This window comes from Dryocola clanedunensis (assembly GCF_038405435.1).
Classification (GTDB): Bacteria; Pseudomonadota; Gammaproteobacteria; order Enterobacterales; family Enterobacteriaceae; genus Dryocola; species Dryocola clanedunensis_A.
Genome location: NZ_JBBYHZ010000002.1, coordinates 665,061 through 678,600, shown reverse-complemented (window position 1 = coordinate 678,600; position 13,540 = coordinate 665,061). Strand labels below are relative to the sequence as shown.

General features: G+C 58.5%; 12 protein-coding genes. 7 read left to right on the top strand and 5 right to left on the bottom strand.

Features of this window, described 5'->3' with window-relative positions; genetic code table 11:
* Positions 1 to 140: 140 nt before the first annotated feature.
* Positions 141 to 1,829, top strand: coding sequence for a LytS/YhcK type 5TM receptor domain-containing protein (locus AAE045_RS07170; protein ID WP_455547112.1), 1,689 nt, complete (start codon positions 141 to 143; stop codon positions 1,827 to 1,829).
* Positions 1,823 to 2,542, top strand: coding sequence for a two-component system response regulator BtsR (gene btsR / locus AAE045_RS07165; RefSeq protein ID WP_455547111.1), 720 nt, complete (start codon positions 1,823 to 1,825; stop codon positions 2,540 to 2,542). Before AAE045_RS07170 ends, btsR begins: the two co-directional genes overlap by 7 nt.
* Before the next feature lie 14 nt (positions 2,543 to 2,556).
* On the opposite strand, the gene yjiA is transcribed toward btsR, so the two are convergent.
* From yjiA to AAE045_RS07145, 4 genes are all read right to left on the bottom strand, one after another.
* Positions 2,557 to 3,519: a GTPase gene (yjiA, locus tag AAE045_RS07160; RefSeq protein ID WP_455547110.1), complete on the bottom strand. Its 963-nt coding sequence runs from the start codon at positions 3,517 to 3,519 to the stop codon at positions 2,557 to 2,559.
* An 11-nt stretch (positions 3,520 to 3,530) separates the two neighbouring features.
* Positions 3,531 to 3,734, bottom strand: a complete 204-nt coding sequence (locus tag AAE045_RS07155; RefSeq protein WP_105592421.1) for a YbdD/YjiX family protein — start codon at positions 3,732 to 3,734, stop codon at positions 3,531 to 3,533.
* Between the two features lie 133 nt (positions 3,735 to 3,867).
* The gene (locus tag AAE045_RS07150) at positions 3,868 to 6,021 is read right to left on the bottom strand and encodes a carbon starvation CstA family protein (RefSeq protein WP_455547109.1); all 2,154 of its coding nucleotides are present in this window, start codon (positions 6,019 to 6,021) and stop codon (positions 3,868 to 3,870) included.
* A 289-nt stretch (positions 6,022 to 6,310) separates the two neighbouring features.
* Positions 6,311 to 7,729, bottom strand: coding sequence for a DHA2 family efflux MFS transporter permease subunit (locus tag AAE045_RS07145; RefSeq protein ID WP_455547108.1), 1,419 nt, complete (start codon positions 7,727 to 7,729; stop codon positions 6,311 to 6,313).
* A gap of 129 nt (positions 7,730 to 7,858) precedes the next feature.
* On the opposite strand from AAE045_RS07145, the gene AAE045_RS07140 reads away from it, so the two are divergent.
* Positions 7,859 to 8,767 (top strand): LysR family transcriptional regulator, encoded by a 909-nt coding sequence (locus tag AAE045_RS07140; RefSeq protein WP_455547107.1) that lies wholly within the window; start codon positions 7,859 to 7,861, stop codon positions 8,765 to 8,767.
* Between the two features lie 88 nt (positions 8,768 to 8,855).
* Complete coding sequence (locus tag AAE045_RS07135; RefSeq protein ID WP_455428008.1) at positions 8,856 to 9,149, top strand: YicS family protein; 294 nt, start codon at positions 8,856 to 8,858, stop codon at positions 9,147 to 9,149.
* A gap of 123 nt (positions 9,150 to 9,272) precedes the next feature.
* Here the strand turns inward: AAE045_RS07135 and pqqU are convergent, their stop codons facing one another.
* Positions 9,273 to 11,402 carry a TonB-dependent receptor PqqU gene (pqqU, locus tag AAE045_RS07130; protein ID WP_455547179.1) on the bottom strand — a complete coding sequence of 710 codons (2,130 nt, stop codon included), beginning with the start codon at positions 11,400 to 11,402 and terminating at the stop codon, positions 9,273 to 9,275.
* Between the two features lie 281 nt (positions 11,403 to 11,683).
* Here pqqU and AAE045_RS07125 point away from each other — a divergent pair, with 281 nt between their 5' ends.
* The 3 genes from AAE045_RS07125 to AAE045_RS07115 all read left to right on the top strand — a co-directional run bounded on the left by AAE045_RS07125 (position 11,684) and on the right by AAE045_RS07115 (position 13,517).
* A complete protein-coding gene (locus tag AAE045_RS07125) occupies positions 11,684 to 12,244 on the top strand; it encodes a fasciclin domain-containing protein (RefSeq protein ID WP_455547106.1) in 561 nt (186 codons plus the stop codon).
* 65 nt (positions 12,245 to 12,309) lie between these two features.
* A complete protein-coding gene (locus tag AAE045_RS07120; RefSeq protein WP_455547105.1) occupies positions 12,310 to 12,867 on the top strand; it encodes an RNA polymerase sigma factor in 558 nt (185 codons plus the stop codon).
* Positions 12,864 to 13,517, top strand: a complete 654-nt coding sequence (locus AAE045_RS07115) for an anti-sigma factor (protein WP_455547104.1) — start codon at positions 12,864 to 12,866, stop codon at positions 13,515 to 13,517. Before AAE045_RS07120 ends, AAE045_RS07115 begins: the two co-directional genes overlap by 4 nt.
* Positions 13,518 to 13,540: the final 23 nt, after the last annotated feature.

Sequence of the window (13,540 nt, the reverse complement as noted above, 5' to 3'; positions counted from 1 at the left end):
GACACTTTCTGAAAAGCGCTTGATGTGCTGATGAATTTAGCTCGCGGTCACGGCGCGTTTCGGTAACTTCAGGCTGATTCAAAGAAATAGTTTCCGTTGCAGGGTAGAGTAGCGGCGTGTTGGATAACGGATGTCCGGATATGTATGAATTCAATTTAGTTTTGCTGCTGTTACAGCAAATGTGCGTGTTTCTGGTTATCGCCTGGCTGATGAGCAAAACGCGCCTGTTTATTCCGCTGGTGCAGGTCACCGTGCGTCTGCCGCACAAGCTGCTGTGCTACATCACCTTCTCCATCTTCTGCATTATGGGCACCTATTTTGGCCTGCATATCGAAGATTCAATTGCCAATACCCGCGCTATTGGTGCCGTAATGGGCGGCCTGCTGGGTGGGCCGGTGGTCGGTGGATTAGTGGGCCTGACCGGGGGCATTCATCGTTACTCCATGGGCGGAATGACGGCGCTCAGCTGCATGATCTCCACCATTGCGGAGGGGCTGCTGGGCGGCCTTGTTCACAGCGTGCTCATCAAGCGCGGGCGGCCCGATAAAATTTTTAATCCGCTGGTGGCAGGCGGCGTCACGTTCGTGGCGGAAATGGTGCAGATGGCGATCATTCTGCTTATCGCCCGGCCTTTCCAGGACGCGCTGTCGCTGGTCAGCAATATTGCCGCGCCGATGATGGTGACCAACACCCTGGGCGCCGCGATGTTTATGCGCATCCTGCTGGACAGGCGCGCCATGTTTGAAAAATACACCTCGGCTTTCTCGGCGACGGCGCTGAAAGTGGCGGCCTCGACGGAGGGGATCCTGCGGCGGGGCTTTAACGAAGAGAACAGTATGAAGGTGGCGCAGGTGCTGCTTAAGGAGCTGGATATCGGCGCCGTGGCGATCACGGATCGCGAAAAGCTGCTGGCCTTTACCGGCATCGGTGACGATCACCATCTGGTGGGCAAACCCATCTCTTCTGACTACACCTGGCGGGCCATCGAGCACGACGAGGTGGTCTATGCGGACGGCAACGAGATGCCTTACCGCTGCTCGCTGCACCCCAACTGCAAGCTCGGCTCAACGCTGGTGATCCCGCTGCGCGGTGAAAATAAGCGGGTTATCGGCACGATAAAATTGTACGAGGCCCGTAACCGGCTCTTCAGCTCCATCAACCGCACGCTGGGGGAAGGCATCGCCCAGCTGCTGTCGGCCCAGATCCTTGCCGGCAAGTTCGAACAGCAAAAGGCGCTGCTGGCGCAGTCGGAAATCAAGCTGCTGCATGCCCAGGTGAACCCGCACTTCCTGTTCAACGCCCTGAACACGCTGATGGCGGTCATCCGTAACGACAGTGAGAAAGCGGGGCAGCTGGTGCACTACCTGTCGACGTTCTTTCGCAAAAATCTTAAGCGCTCCTCCGGCACGGTCACCCTGGCCGACGAGCTGGAGCACGTAAACGCCTATCTGCAAATTGAGCTGGCGCGCTTCCCGACCCAGCTGAAGGTGGATTTACAGGTGCCGGACGCGCTGTCACAGCACAGCCTGCCCGCATTCACTTTGCAGCCGCTGGTGGAAAATGCCATTAAACACGGCACTTCGCACCTGCTGTGCAACGGCAATATCATTATTCGCGCCTACGGCGAAAACGGGCTGGTGGTTGTTGAGGTGGAAGATAACGCCGGGCTGTACCAGCCGGAAAAAATCAGCGACGGGCTGGGCATGAGCCTGGTAGATAAACGCCTGCGCGCGCGTTTTGGCGACGATTACGGTATTACCGTAATCTGCAAACCCGATGAGTTTACCCGCGTCACCTTAAGACTGCCGGTGGAGGGATCCGCATGTTGAGAGTACTGATTGTTGATGACGAGCCGCTGGCGCTCGAGAATTTACGTTTGCTGCTGGAGGACGAAAGCGACATTGAGATCGTCGGGGAGTGCGCCAACGCCATAGAGGCGATTGGCACCGTTCATAAGCTCCGTCCCGACGTGGTGTTTCTGGATATTCATATGCCGCGCATCAGCGGGCTGGAGATGGTCGGCATGCTCGACGAACAGCATCGCCCGCACATTGTTTTCCTCACCGCCTTTGATGAGTACGCGGTGCAGGCCTTTGAACAGTGCGCCTTTGACTACCTGCTGAAGCCCATTCAGACGGCACGTCTGCAAAAGACGCTGGACAGGCTGCGGCAGGGAAATCAGCAGCAGGACGTTTCGCAGCTGCCGGACTACCAGCAGCCGCTGAAATTTATCCCCTGCCTCAGCAGCAGCCGGATCTGGCTGCTACAGCTGGAGGATGTGGCCTTTGTCAGCAGCCGGGTGGGCGGGGTGTACGTTACCCGTCAGGACGGCACGGAGAGCTTCACCGAGCTGACGTTGCGCACGCTGGAAACGCGCACGCCGCTGCTGCGCTGCCACCGGCAGTACCTGGTGAACATGAATTACCTGAAGGAGATCCGCCTGGAGGATAAAAATCAGGCGGAGCTGCTGCTGCGCGACGGGCAAATCGTGCCGGTCAGCCGCCGCTATCTGAAAGCGCTGAAGGAGACGGTGGGGCTGTAAAGCCCACCGTTGTATCAGGCAGGCCGTAGCCGGGCAAAGGCCTCACGGATTTCGGCTTCGGGCAGCTGCAGACCAATGAACACCAGCGCGCTGCGCGGCGTTTCGTCCGGCTGCCATGGGCGATCCCAGTCGGCGCTGTACAGCCGCTGCACGCCCTGGAACAGCAGGCGGCACGGCTGCTCTTCGATCCACAGCATGCCTTTATAGCGCATCAAATTATCCGCAAAGCTGCTCAGCAGCTGTTCCATGACGGCAGACACCGCGGACAGCGCGACCGGGTAGTCCAGCTCCACAACAATAGACGAGACGGCGTTTTCAGCTGGGGCTATGCGGTGGAAGAGGGGTTTTGCAACCACCACATTTTCTTCCAGCATAAACCCACGGGTATCAAACAGCAGCGCCAGGTCGATCTCACCCTGTACAACTTTATAGACGGGCGCCCGCGCGTTGATGCGCTGCAGCCGCTCAATCAACTCCTGGCTGTCACCGGCAATATCAGTTTTGGTCAGCAGGATGCGGTCGGCATAGCCAATCTGCGACTGGGCAATAGCGAATTTATCCAGCTGTGAACCCGCATGCACCGCGTCCACCAGCGTGATAACCCCGTCCAGCAGATAGCGCTCGCAGATGATTTCGTGGGCGAAGAAGGCCTGTAAAATCGGCCCTGGGTCGGCCATGCCGGTACACTCGATAACCAGCCGGTCAAAAGAAACCTCGCCTTTGTCGTAGCCGTCCAGCAGATCCAGCAGCGCCGCTTCCAGCTCGCCGGAGCGGGTACAGCAGATGCAGCCGTTGGCAAGCGTGGTGATGCGGGTGGCGCCGTCGCCAAGCAGCTGGCTGTCGATGGGCATCTCACCAAATTCATTCTCGATAACCGCTATTTTATGATCCTGCTGCTTATGGAGAATTTGCTGTAAAAGGGTGGTTTTCCCTGCGCCGAGAAAGCCGGTTAAAACTGTTACCGCAATCGGGGTCATAATTTTTCCTGTTAACAACAACGCATTCCGCCTTTACCGTCCCCGCCATAGCGCGCCTGCTGGCGTTCACGGAAAAACTCTTTGTAGGTCATCACGGGCTTATCCGGATGGTTAGTCTGCATATGCAAAACGTAGGTATCGTAATCCGGGATGCCCACCAGCATGCGGGCGGCCTGGCCGAGATACTTTTTTGCCGCGCCTAAGTTATCAAACATCTGTCACCTCTGGAGCTTGCTGAAACCTCTTTTGCAGATTGGATAAACGCAGCGTCACCCGTTAACTTCACCTGTCGAAGCAGGCAAAGCGGTGGATGACGCTGACGCTTATCCCCCCTACAAAACCCAGAGATTAATGACCGTTGGAGATCTCAATGCCGCCTTCAGGCACCGGCACAAACGGCGTCTCTTTGTCGGTTCGCTGGTCGTTATTACGGGCCTGCTTAATCGCGCGGATACCGTAGAAAATGATGCTGTACACCACGATCAGGAACAGGATGCTCAGCCCGGCGTTAGTATAGTTGTTGATGACGATGTGGTGCATGTTGCTGATTTGCTCCGGCGTCAGATCCGCACCGGCGTTAGCAATGCGCTCTTTATACTGGCCGGCCATATAGAAGAAGCCTTCCATCTGCGGATTGGTGCTGAACAGCTTCATGCCCAGCGCCCAGGTAGTGCAGAGCAGCAGCCACAGTGCAGGCACCACGGTAACCCAGATATAGCGGGTGCGTTTCATCTTCACCAGCACGACGGTGGCGAGGATCAGCGCGACGGCGGCCAGCATCTGGTTCGAAATACCAAACAGCGGCCACAGGCTTTTCACGCCGCCTAACGGATCGACCACGCCCTGATACAGCAGATAGCCCCACAGGCCAACACAGCCAGCGGTGCCGATAATACCTGCCACCAGCGAATCGGTTTTTTTCAGCCCCGGAATAAAGTTACCCAGCAGATCCTGCAGCATAAAGCGCCCGGAACGCGTGCCCGCATCCAGCGCCGTCAGGATAAACAGGGCTTCAAACAGAATACCGAAGTGATACCAGAAGCCCATGTCCGCCAGCGGCATGATCTTGTGGAACACGTGTGCAATGCCTACCGCAAGCGTAGGAGCACCGCCCGCGCGGTTCAGCACGGATGGCTCGCCGATATCTTTCGCCGTTTGCAGGATCTGCTCAGGGGAGATAACAAAGCCCCAGGAGCTGACGGTGGCGGCGGCGTGGGCGGTCACGTCTTTTAGCTGCGCCATGATAAGCGGTGCGTTCTCACCGCCCAGCTCATGCAGGTTTGGCATGGTAATGCCCAGGCCCGCAGGCGGCGTATTCATGGCGAAGTAGAGGCCCGGCTCGATGATAGAAGCGGCAACCAGCGCCATCACCGCCACAAAAGACTCCATCAGCATGGCGCCATAGCCAATGAAACGCGCGTCGGTTTCGCAGGCCAGCAGTTTTGGCGTGGTGCCGGAGGCGATCAGCGCGTGGAAACCAGACACCGCACCGCAGGCAATAGTAATAAACAGGAACGGGAACAGCGCGCCTTTCCACAGCGGGCCAGTGCCGTCTGTGTACTGGGTCAGGGCAGGCATTTTCAGCTCAGGATTCAGGATCACGATGCCGATGGCCAGCCCGACGATAACGCCGATTTTCAGGAAGGTCGCCAGGTAGTCGCGCGGGGCCAGAATCAGCCAGACCGGCAGCAGGGCGGAGACAAACGCGTAGCCAACCAGGGCAAAGGTGATGGTGGTATCTTTAAAGGTCAGCGCCGGGCCCCAGTACGGGTCGTGGGCAATCACGCCGCCGAACCAGATGGAAGCCACCAGCAGGATCACGCCAATCACCGAGATCTCGCCCACGCGTCCCGGGCGGATGTAGCGCATGTAGATCCCCATAAACAGGGCGATCGGCACCGTAGAGCAAACGGTAAACACGCCCCACGGGCTTTCCGCCAGCGCCTTAACCACGATTAAGGCCAGCACGGCCAGAATAATAATCATGATCAGGAAGCAGCCGAACAGGGCGATAGTGCCGGGAACCGGGCCCATCTCTTCTTTGATCATCTCGCCCAGGGAAGCCCCGTTACGGCGCGAGGAGATAAACAGCACCATAAAGTCCTGCACGGCACCGGCCAGCACAACGCCCGCCAGCAGCCACAGCACGCCGGGTAAATAGCCCATCTGCGCGGCAAGCACCGGCCCGACCAGCGGACCCGCCCCGGCGATAGCGGCAAAATGGTGGCCGAACAGCACGTTGCGGTTCGTTGGCACGTAGTTCAGTCCGTCGTTGTTCAGCACGGCTGGCGTCGCGCGGTTAGGGTCGAGCTGCATGACCTTTTGCGCGATGTAGAGGCTGTAGTAGCGATAGGCCACGATATAGACCGAGACCGAAGCCACGACTATCCACAGCGCGCTGATGTGTTCACCCCGCCGCAGGGCAACCACGCCCAGGCAGCAGGCGCCCAGGATGGCGATAACCATCCAGGGCAGATGCTTTAATAAATTGTTTTTGTTCATAATTAACCCAGTGATTTAAGGACAAATGAAAAAGCCTTCTCAGATTTGTATGTTTAAAGTCGGTGTCGGAGAAGGAGGCCTGTTTTCGGGCAACAGGGTGCCAAATTTGCCCGCGAAGAAGGGGAAAACCTGCTTAGCGGTCACTGGGGGGAATAAGCGGTTATCTGACGGGATAAGCGGTTAAGGGGAGGTAAAACGGCCTGAAATTTGCGAGTCAGATCACGGTGAACGGGGCGAGGGCCAGCAAAACGCCAGCCGCCGCGCCTCGTTAATACGGATTTAAATAGCCTCAGGCCCGCTGCGGCAGGCGGCGTCGGTTACGCAGGCTGCTGAAGCCAACGGCTAAAATCGTAGCGGCCGCAGCCAGCCACAGGCTCATGCGCACCGCCTGAGCTTCCTGCACCACGCCGGTTCCGGTGTGCAGCCAGAACGACAGAATAACCCCGACCAGCGCCGCGCCCAGGCATTGCCCAAAAGTACGCATTATCGCCAGCACGCCAGAGGCATAGCCGCTGTGCTCTCGCGACGCGTTAGCCAGCATCTCGCGGTTATTGGGGCTCTGAAAACAGCCGAACCCGAGGCCGCAAATCAGGCTGCGCAGCGCGATATCCCAGGTCTGAGCCTGTTCCGGCAGGAGCGCGAGCAGGATCAGACCGGCGGCGAATACGCACAGCCCAACGGTGGAAATCATTGCGGGCGGATAGCGGTCCGCCAGGCGTCCGGCGTGCGGGGCGGCAAGCATGATGCCAACCGGCCACGGCATAAACAGCAGCGCCGAAACGAAAACGCTGTGGCCGTAGACGCTCTGGAACAGGAACGGCAGGGCGACGAACGTGATGCCCTGGCTGACAAAAGAAGCAAGCGAGGTGAGCGCAGCAAGAGAGAATCGCGATGAGGCGAACATTTCAAGCGGCAGCAGCGGCTGCGCAGCGCGGCGTTGACGCCAGATAAACAGCCCGGCCGCGGCGATGGCGGTCAGACCATAGGCCGCTGCGCTGAGCAGCTCGTGAGCGTCTGCTTTGGCAAAGCTGTCTGCCGCCACGATCAGTGCGCCGAGCATAACGGCCGAAAGCAGGGCGCCCGCGTAGTCAAAGGGTTTGCTCTGGCTGGTCTGATTGGCGGGTAGAACTCGCAGGCTGAGCAGAAACGCGATAACGCCCAGCGGGACGTTTATGGCGAACAGCCACGGCCAGCCTAAAGAAGAGAGCAGGGTGCCGCCGAGCAGCGGCGCGACGGCGGTGCTGGTGGCAATCAGCAGGGCGTTCATGCCGAGGATGCGCCCCAGCAGCCGGTTGGGGAATATTGTCCGCAGGATGGCGGGTGCGATGCTCAGCGTTGCCGCGCCGCCGATCCCCTGAACGATGCGCATCACGACCAGCATATCGAGAGAGGAAGAGAGCGCACAGCCGAGTGAGGAAAAGGTGAACAGCGCCAGGCCAAAGGTGAAAAGGCGGCGGAAGCCAAGGCGGGTGGCGAGGGCAGCGAAAATCGCCAGCGTCATTGCCGCAGATAATAAATAGCCGTTGGCGACCCAGACGGACGCGCCTGCCGTCACGTTCAGCGCCTTTGCAATCTGTGGAAGAGCGATATTAACCATCGAGCCGTCGAAGACCGCCATCGTTGTGGTGGTCATTACTGCGATTGTCGCTAAACGCCGCTCGCGTCCCGGAAGTCCCTCATCGCCGGGTTGATCAGAAAAAAGTGCCATTGAATACCTCTGCCGTTCGGTGGGGAATTGTTGATGCGGGGACTATAGCCAGCGGGGAGATAAGGCGGAAGGCGCAGCGGTTGCAGTTATAACCTGCACGAAACGCCATATGTGATGCTAAGATGCGGTATGACTGAACCAGATCTCAACTTACTCATCGCCCTCGACACGTTTCTGGCTGAAGGAAGCGTGGCCGGGGCTGCCCGCCGCCTGGGATTAAGCGCTTCGGCGATGAGCCGCACGCTAGGCCGCCTGCGAACGGCTACGGGCGATCCTCTGCTGGTGAGAGCCGGGCGCAACATGGTGCTCACTCCCTACGCGCAGGAGATCCGCGAGCGGGCGAGAAACGCGGCGTTTGAGGCCCGCGCGCTGCTCAGCCCCTCCTCAGCCGGACTCTCCCTGACGGCTTTAGACCGCACCTTTGTCATTCGGGCCAATGACGGATTTGTCGAGGCGTTTGGCGCGCAGCTGATCGCGGAGGTTGCCGCAGCAGCGCCAAAGGCGCGTTTACGCTTTGCGCCAAAGCCTGAAAAAAACGCAAGACATCTGCGGGAAGGGCTGGTGGATTTAGAGATTGGCACGCTGGGGGAGATGGGGCCGGAGATCCGCCTGCAGGCGCTGTTCCGGGACCGCTTTGTCGGCGTCGTCAGAAAAGGACATCCGCTGGCGGCAATGCCCGTGATAAACGCTGAACATTATGTGGCATTCGGCCATGTCGTGGCATCCCGCCGGGAGCGTGTGACGGGGCCGGTAGACGAAGCGCTGGCGGATATTGGTTTGCAGCGCAATATTGCCGCCGTGGTGCCGGGCTTTCCGGCGTCGCTTGCGGTGGCAAAGGCGTCCGACCTCGTTGCGCTGGTGCCGGGCTCCTTCCTGCTGAATCAGGCTGACGATGCATTTCACGTCTTCGAGCTGCCGGTGAAAACTCGCGGCCTGACCGTTTCGCAGATGTGGCACCCGCGCAACGAGGTCGATCCGGCTCACCGCTGGCTAAGAACGCTGGTGCTGGGCGTCTGTCGTCGGCTGGTGCCGGACTGAACCGATGGTCTCTGCCCGGTTGCGCATTGCCAGCGCTGTACATATAGTTAAGAAAACCTCACCCATGCTCATGCTTCAAGGAGATCTTATGAGTGCTACCAAAGTAACCGTCCTGCTTTTAAGCTGCCTGTTCTGTACCAGCGCGCTGGCCGATTCCCCGTTCAAGGACCTGCAGTTCGGGAACAGCAAGCTACAGATCCTGGGCGATCTGAAAAAGGCCTGCCATACGCAAAAGCCCATGACTGACGATGCGCTGGCCGCAAAAATCATGTCTACGGAAGAGAACCAGCGCCACGTCCGCGATGCGAAAATAGCCCTGGAGCGTAACAATCAGCAAAACTACTGGGACGCGATTGGCAAAGTGGAATGCCCGGAAATGTAGCGTGAATGAAAATCTCGCCCCCGTATTGCAGCGTTATCCACCGATGTTTTGTCGGATGACGCTTCGCTTATCCGACCTGCGCAGGGTGGATAAGCACAAGCATCATCCACCCCAGGCCGTTGGTTACAGGAACGAATAACTCAGGTTTACGCCAACGCCGTAATTACGGCCCGGTGCGGGTTCGAAATAGCGCCCGTTGCCCTCGTTAACGATGACCGACCCGACATAATCCCGGTCGAACAGGTTATCCACCCGTCCCCAGACGTCCAGCAGCCAGCTTTCGCGGATACGGAATTTATAGCCGCTGTTCAGCGACGCGACGGTGTAGGTCGGCGCTTTCGCATCGTTTTCATCGTCGGCCTGAATATCACTCATATAACGCACGTCCGCACCGGCATAAAAACCTTCCGCAGGGGCGTATTCCAGCGCCGCGTATCCCATGTTGCGGGCGATACCCGGCATGCGGTTGCCTTTGCAGCTGTCGTCGCCGCAAACGTTAGTACGGTAGGTTGCGTCAAGATAAGTCCATGCTGCTTTCACCCGCCAGTCATAGGCAAACTGCTGATCGAGCGAAAGCTCAACGCCGCGACGGCGAGTTTCACCGGCGTTTTTGTAGGTGGTGCGCCCGCCGCTGCTTTGATCCACGACGATCTCATCGTCGGTATCCGTCTGGAATACGGCTGCGGTGAACAGGCCGTTGCCAACGCGGGTTTTGCTGCCTACTTCAATGGTGTCGCTGGTGGACGGTTTCAGGCCAAAGTTCAGCCCGGACTGGCCGCTATCGCGATAGGACAGCTCGTTGATGGTTGGCGTTTCAAAACCTCGGCCCGCCGAGGTGTAGACGTTCCACGCATCCGTAATCGCGTACTTTAACGACGCCGCAGGCAGCCATTTGTGATAGCTCGCGTCGCCGCTGTCATCCCCGTTGGCGCCGGTAACGTAGAAATCGTTGGAGTCGAAGTAGACCGAGCTGAAGCGCACGCCCGCGTCCAGGCTGAGCTTATCGGTGAACTGCCAGGCAGTCTGCAGATAAGGGTCAACGTTCCACATAAGGTTGCGTTCATCGCGGCGCATATCGCCTTTTTCCCCCAGCACCGTGGTGCCGTTCTCCACCACAAAGTTCTCAAAGCCTTTACGCTTCTCGGACATCGTCTCGTAGTCAAGGCCCGTCGTGAAGGTGAACGGCATGGAGAGCAGGTTGCCGCGATGCGTCCAGCGGGAATCAATGCCCTGATAGTGGCGGGAAAGCTGGATCACGCCGCCCGGATGGGTAGGGTTAAGCTGTGGCCCAACGGGAATCGACTGGTACTGCGTCGTTTCCCGCTCGCCGGCATAGGCCATGATGCTCAGATCGTCATTCGCCGTCAGCTGGCGCTCGTAATGCAGGCCAGCCTGCGTCTGTTTGGTGGTTTTACGGGTGTTGTACTGCTCGGCACGCGGGGCCTGGGTTGGGTTGTCGTGCCACTCCTGTTCGGTCAGGCCGCCCGGATCGTTTGCATCGATATCCACGCTGTTGAACAGAAAAGTCAGCTTGCTGGCATCGTCCAGGCGCACGCCCAGTTTGGCATTGCCGAGGTTTTTCTGCGCGCTGCTGTGGTCACGATAGCCGTGGGTGGTAAAGCGTGATGCGGACACAGAATAATCGACATCGCCAGCCTGGGTGCCGTCGCCGGTAGAGCCCGTGGCTTTGACGCTGTTGCGCCAGCTGCCAAAACTGCCGTAGTAGGTACTGGCTTCAAGCGTAGGCGGCTGAGTGCCGGTTGTGGTCGTAACGTTGACTACGCCGCCGGATGAGTTGCCGTATAACGCAGAAAACGGCCCGCGCAGGACTTCGATGCTGTCCACGCTGTTGATATCAATGTTAGACGTCTGGCCCTGGCCATCCGGCATGGTGGCAGGAATACCGTCAACGTACATCCTTACGCCGCGCACGCCGTAGGTTGAGCGTGAACCAAAGCCGCGAATCGACAGCTGTAAATCCTGCGCGTAGTTCTGGCGGTTCTGCACCTGCAAACCGGGGACCGCGCTCAGGCTTTCCGAGAGGTTCACGCGCGGTGCGGCCTGGCGCATATCGTCGCCGTAAACGACGCTGACCGCGGCGGGAGCGTCGAGTTCAGAAACTACGCCAGGCGTGGCGGTTACCACCATGGTTTGTTCGTTATTTTTAGGCGTCTCTCCGGCGAAGGCGGGAGAAACCCATGGCGACAGGGCTGGCAGCAGGAGCAGGGACAGGCGGGACTTTCCGTGTGGCATCATTTTCATCAGTACAAATTCATCAGGTGAGAAGGGCGAGCGTCCAGACGAACCATCTGGAACATTTGCGCATATGTTAATACTTATGAAGAAAGTTTGAAAACTGTAAAGGCACTTTACGTTAATGATAAGTGTTGGTGAAGACGGGACGAAGAGCAAGGAGGCCAACGGCTTTTAGCCTTTTTTAAAAATTTTTCGTTTTTCCTGCATCCGATTTTCCTCCCCGTCCGTATATCAGAGTGTGAGCACCTGGCTCGCTCCAATACGATGAGGAAATAACCATGAACAAATATTTCGTTTCCGCCGTTTCAACTACCTTACTGTTCAGCGCGTTAAGCACGGCCGCCATGATGAATGATTCCGTGATGGTGGGCGGAGCGGCAATGTATCCTTCTAAAAACATTGTTGAAAATGCCCTGAATTCAAAAGATCACACCACTCTGGTTGCCGCCGTTAAGGCCGCGGGCCTGGTAGACACGCTGCAAGGGGCGGGTCCCTTCACCGTCTTTGCGCCAACCGACGCGGCTTTTGCCAAACTGCCTGCCGGGACCGTGGATAAGCTCATCAAACCAGAAAACAAAGCCATGCTGACCAGCATCCTTACCTACCACGTGGTGGCCGGGAAATACGACATGAAACAGCTGGAGCAAAAAATCAAAGCGGGCGGCGGTCATGCGGAGCTGAAAACCGTGAACGGCCAGCCGCTGTGGATCATGAGCAACGGCCCGCACAATATTCAGCTTAAGGATGGGAAAGGCAACGTGGCCAGCATCAGCACCTATGATGTGAATCAGAAGAATGGCGTGATTGACGTTATCGATACGGTCCTGATGCCTAAGTAATTTCTGTCTATACTCGGTGTGGGCAGGCGCAACCTGCGGGCTGCCCGCACTCAATCAGGACGGATATGGATAACGCGTTAGTGCAGCAGCAGGTGGCCCTGGTGAGAGCTATTGCCGGTGGCGATCGTCGCGCTTTTGAACAGCTCTATCGTCTTACTTCGCCGCAGCTGTTTCCGGTTGCGCTGCGCATGCTCAGGCGCTCTTCCTGGGCCGAAGAGGTGCTGCACGACAGCTTTCTGGCCGTGTGGAACCGGGCAGCAAGTTACGATCCCGCCTGCAGTTCCCCGATGACCTGGCTTACGCATATTGTTCGCAACCGCTGCATCGACTGGCTGAGAAGCGGAAGCGCGCAAAGCAGCGGGCTTGAAGAGGAGCTCACCGAATTCACGCCGACGCCTGCGTCGCAGACGGGTGCGGATGCACTACATGACGATGATGAAGTGGATAAGCTCACCCGATGCCTGGCCCATCTCGAACCCGATCAGCGCCAGAGCGTGGTGCTGGCCTACTATCAGGGGATGTCGCACAGTGAGATTGCCGCCTGGCTGCACCAGCCGCTGGGCACGGTGAAAAGCTGGGTGCGCAGGGCGTTAACTCATCTTAAGGAGTGCGTCGGGGTATGAAAAATAAACGGGAGATCGATAAGGCTCTGGCTGCGGAGTATGCCCTTGGTACGCTGCGAGGGGGCGCACGTCTGCGCTTCGAAAGGCGGCTGGTAAACGAGCCGGAGCTTGCGAAGCAGGCAGGAAGCTGGCAGACCCTGCTCTCCGGGCTGGATAAGGAAATTACGCCCCAAAGGCCGCCAGAGCGCGTGTGGAAGAAAATCCAGCTCGGCCTGCCGCCGGAAAAAGAGCTGTCGCGCTGGAGCTGGAACTATCTGGGCTGGGCGCTGGCGGCGGGGCTTGCTGCCGTGGCTCTCGTGCCTTACCTCACGTCGCAGCCACAGGATCTGTCGCCGCTGCTGGTTCTGAACAGCAGTGAAGCCGGTAAAGGGCAGTGGATAGTCAGCGCCGATCGTGAGCGCAATCAGCTCAGCCTGACGCCGGTTCAGCCACGCTCGGTAGCGCCAGCCAACAGCCTGCAATTGTGGGCGATACCAGCAGGTGAAAAACCAGTCTCTCTCGGCCTGCTTAACAGCGGTCGGCCAACGCTGCTGAAGGTTGCTAACGTGACGTTGTCACCTGGCACGACAATCGCCGTCAGCCTTGAGCCGCAGGGTGGGTCGCCTACGGGCCAGCCAACGGGGCCGGTACTTTACAGCGGGGCGCTGTAAACAAACGAGGAGCGGGAAAACCG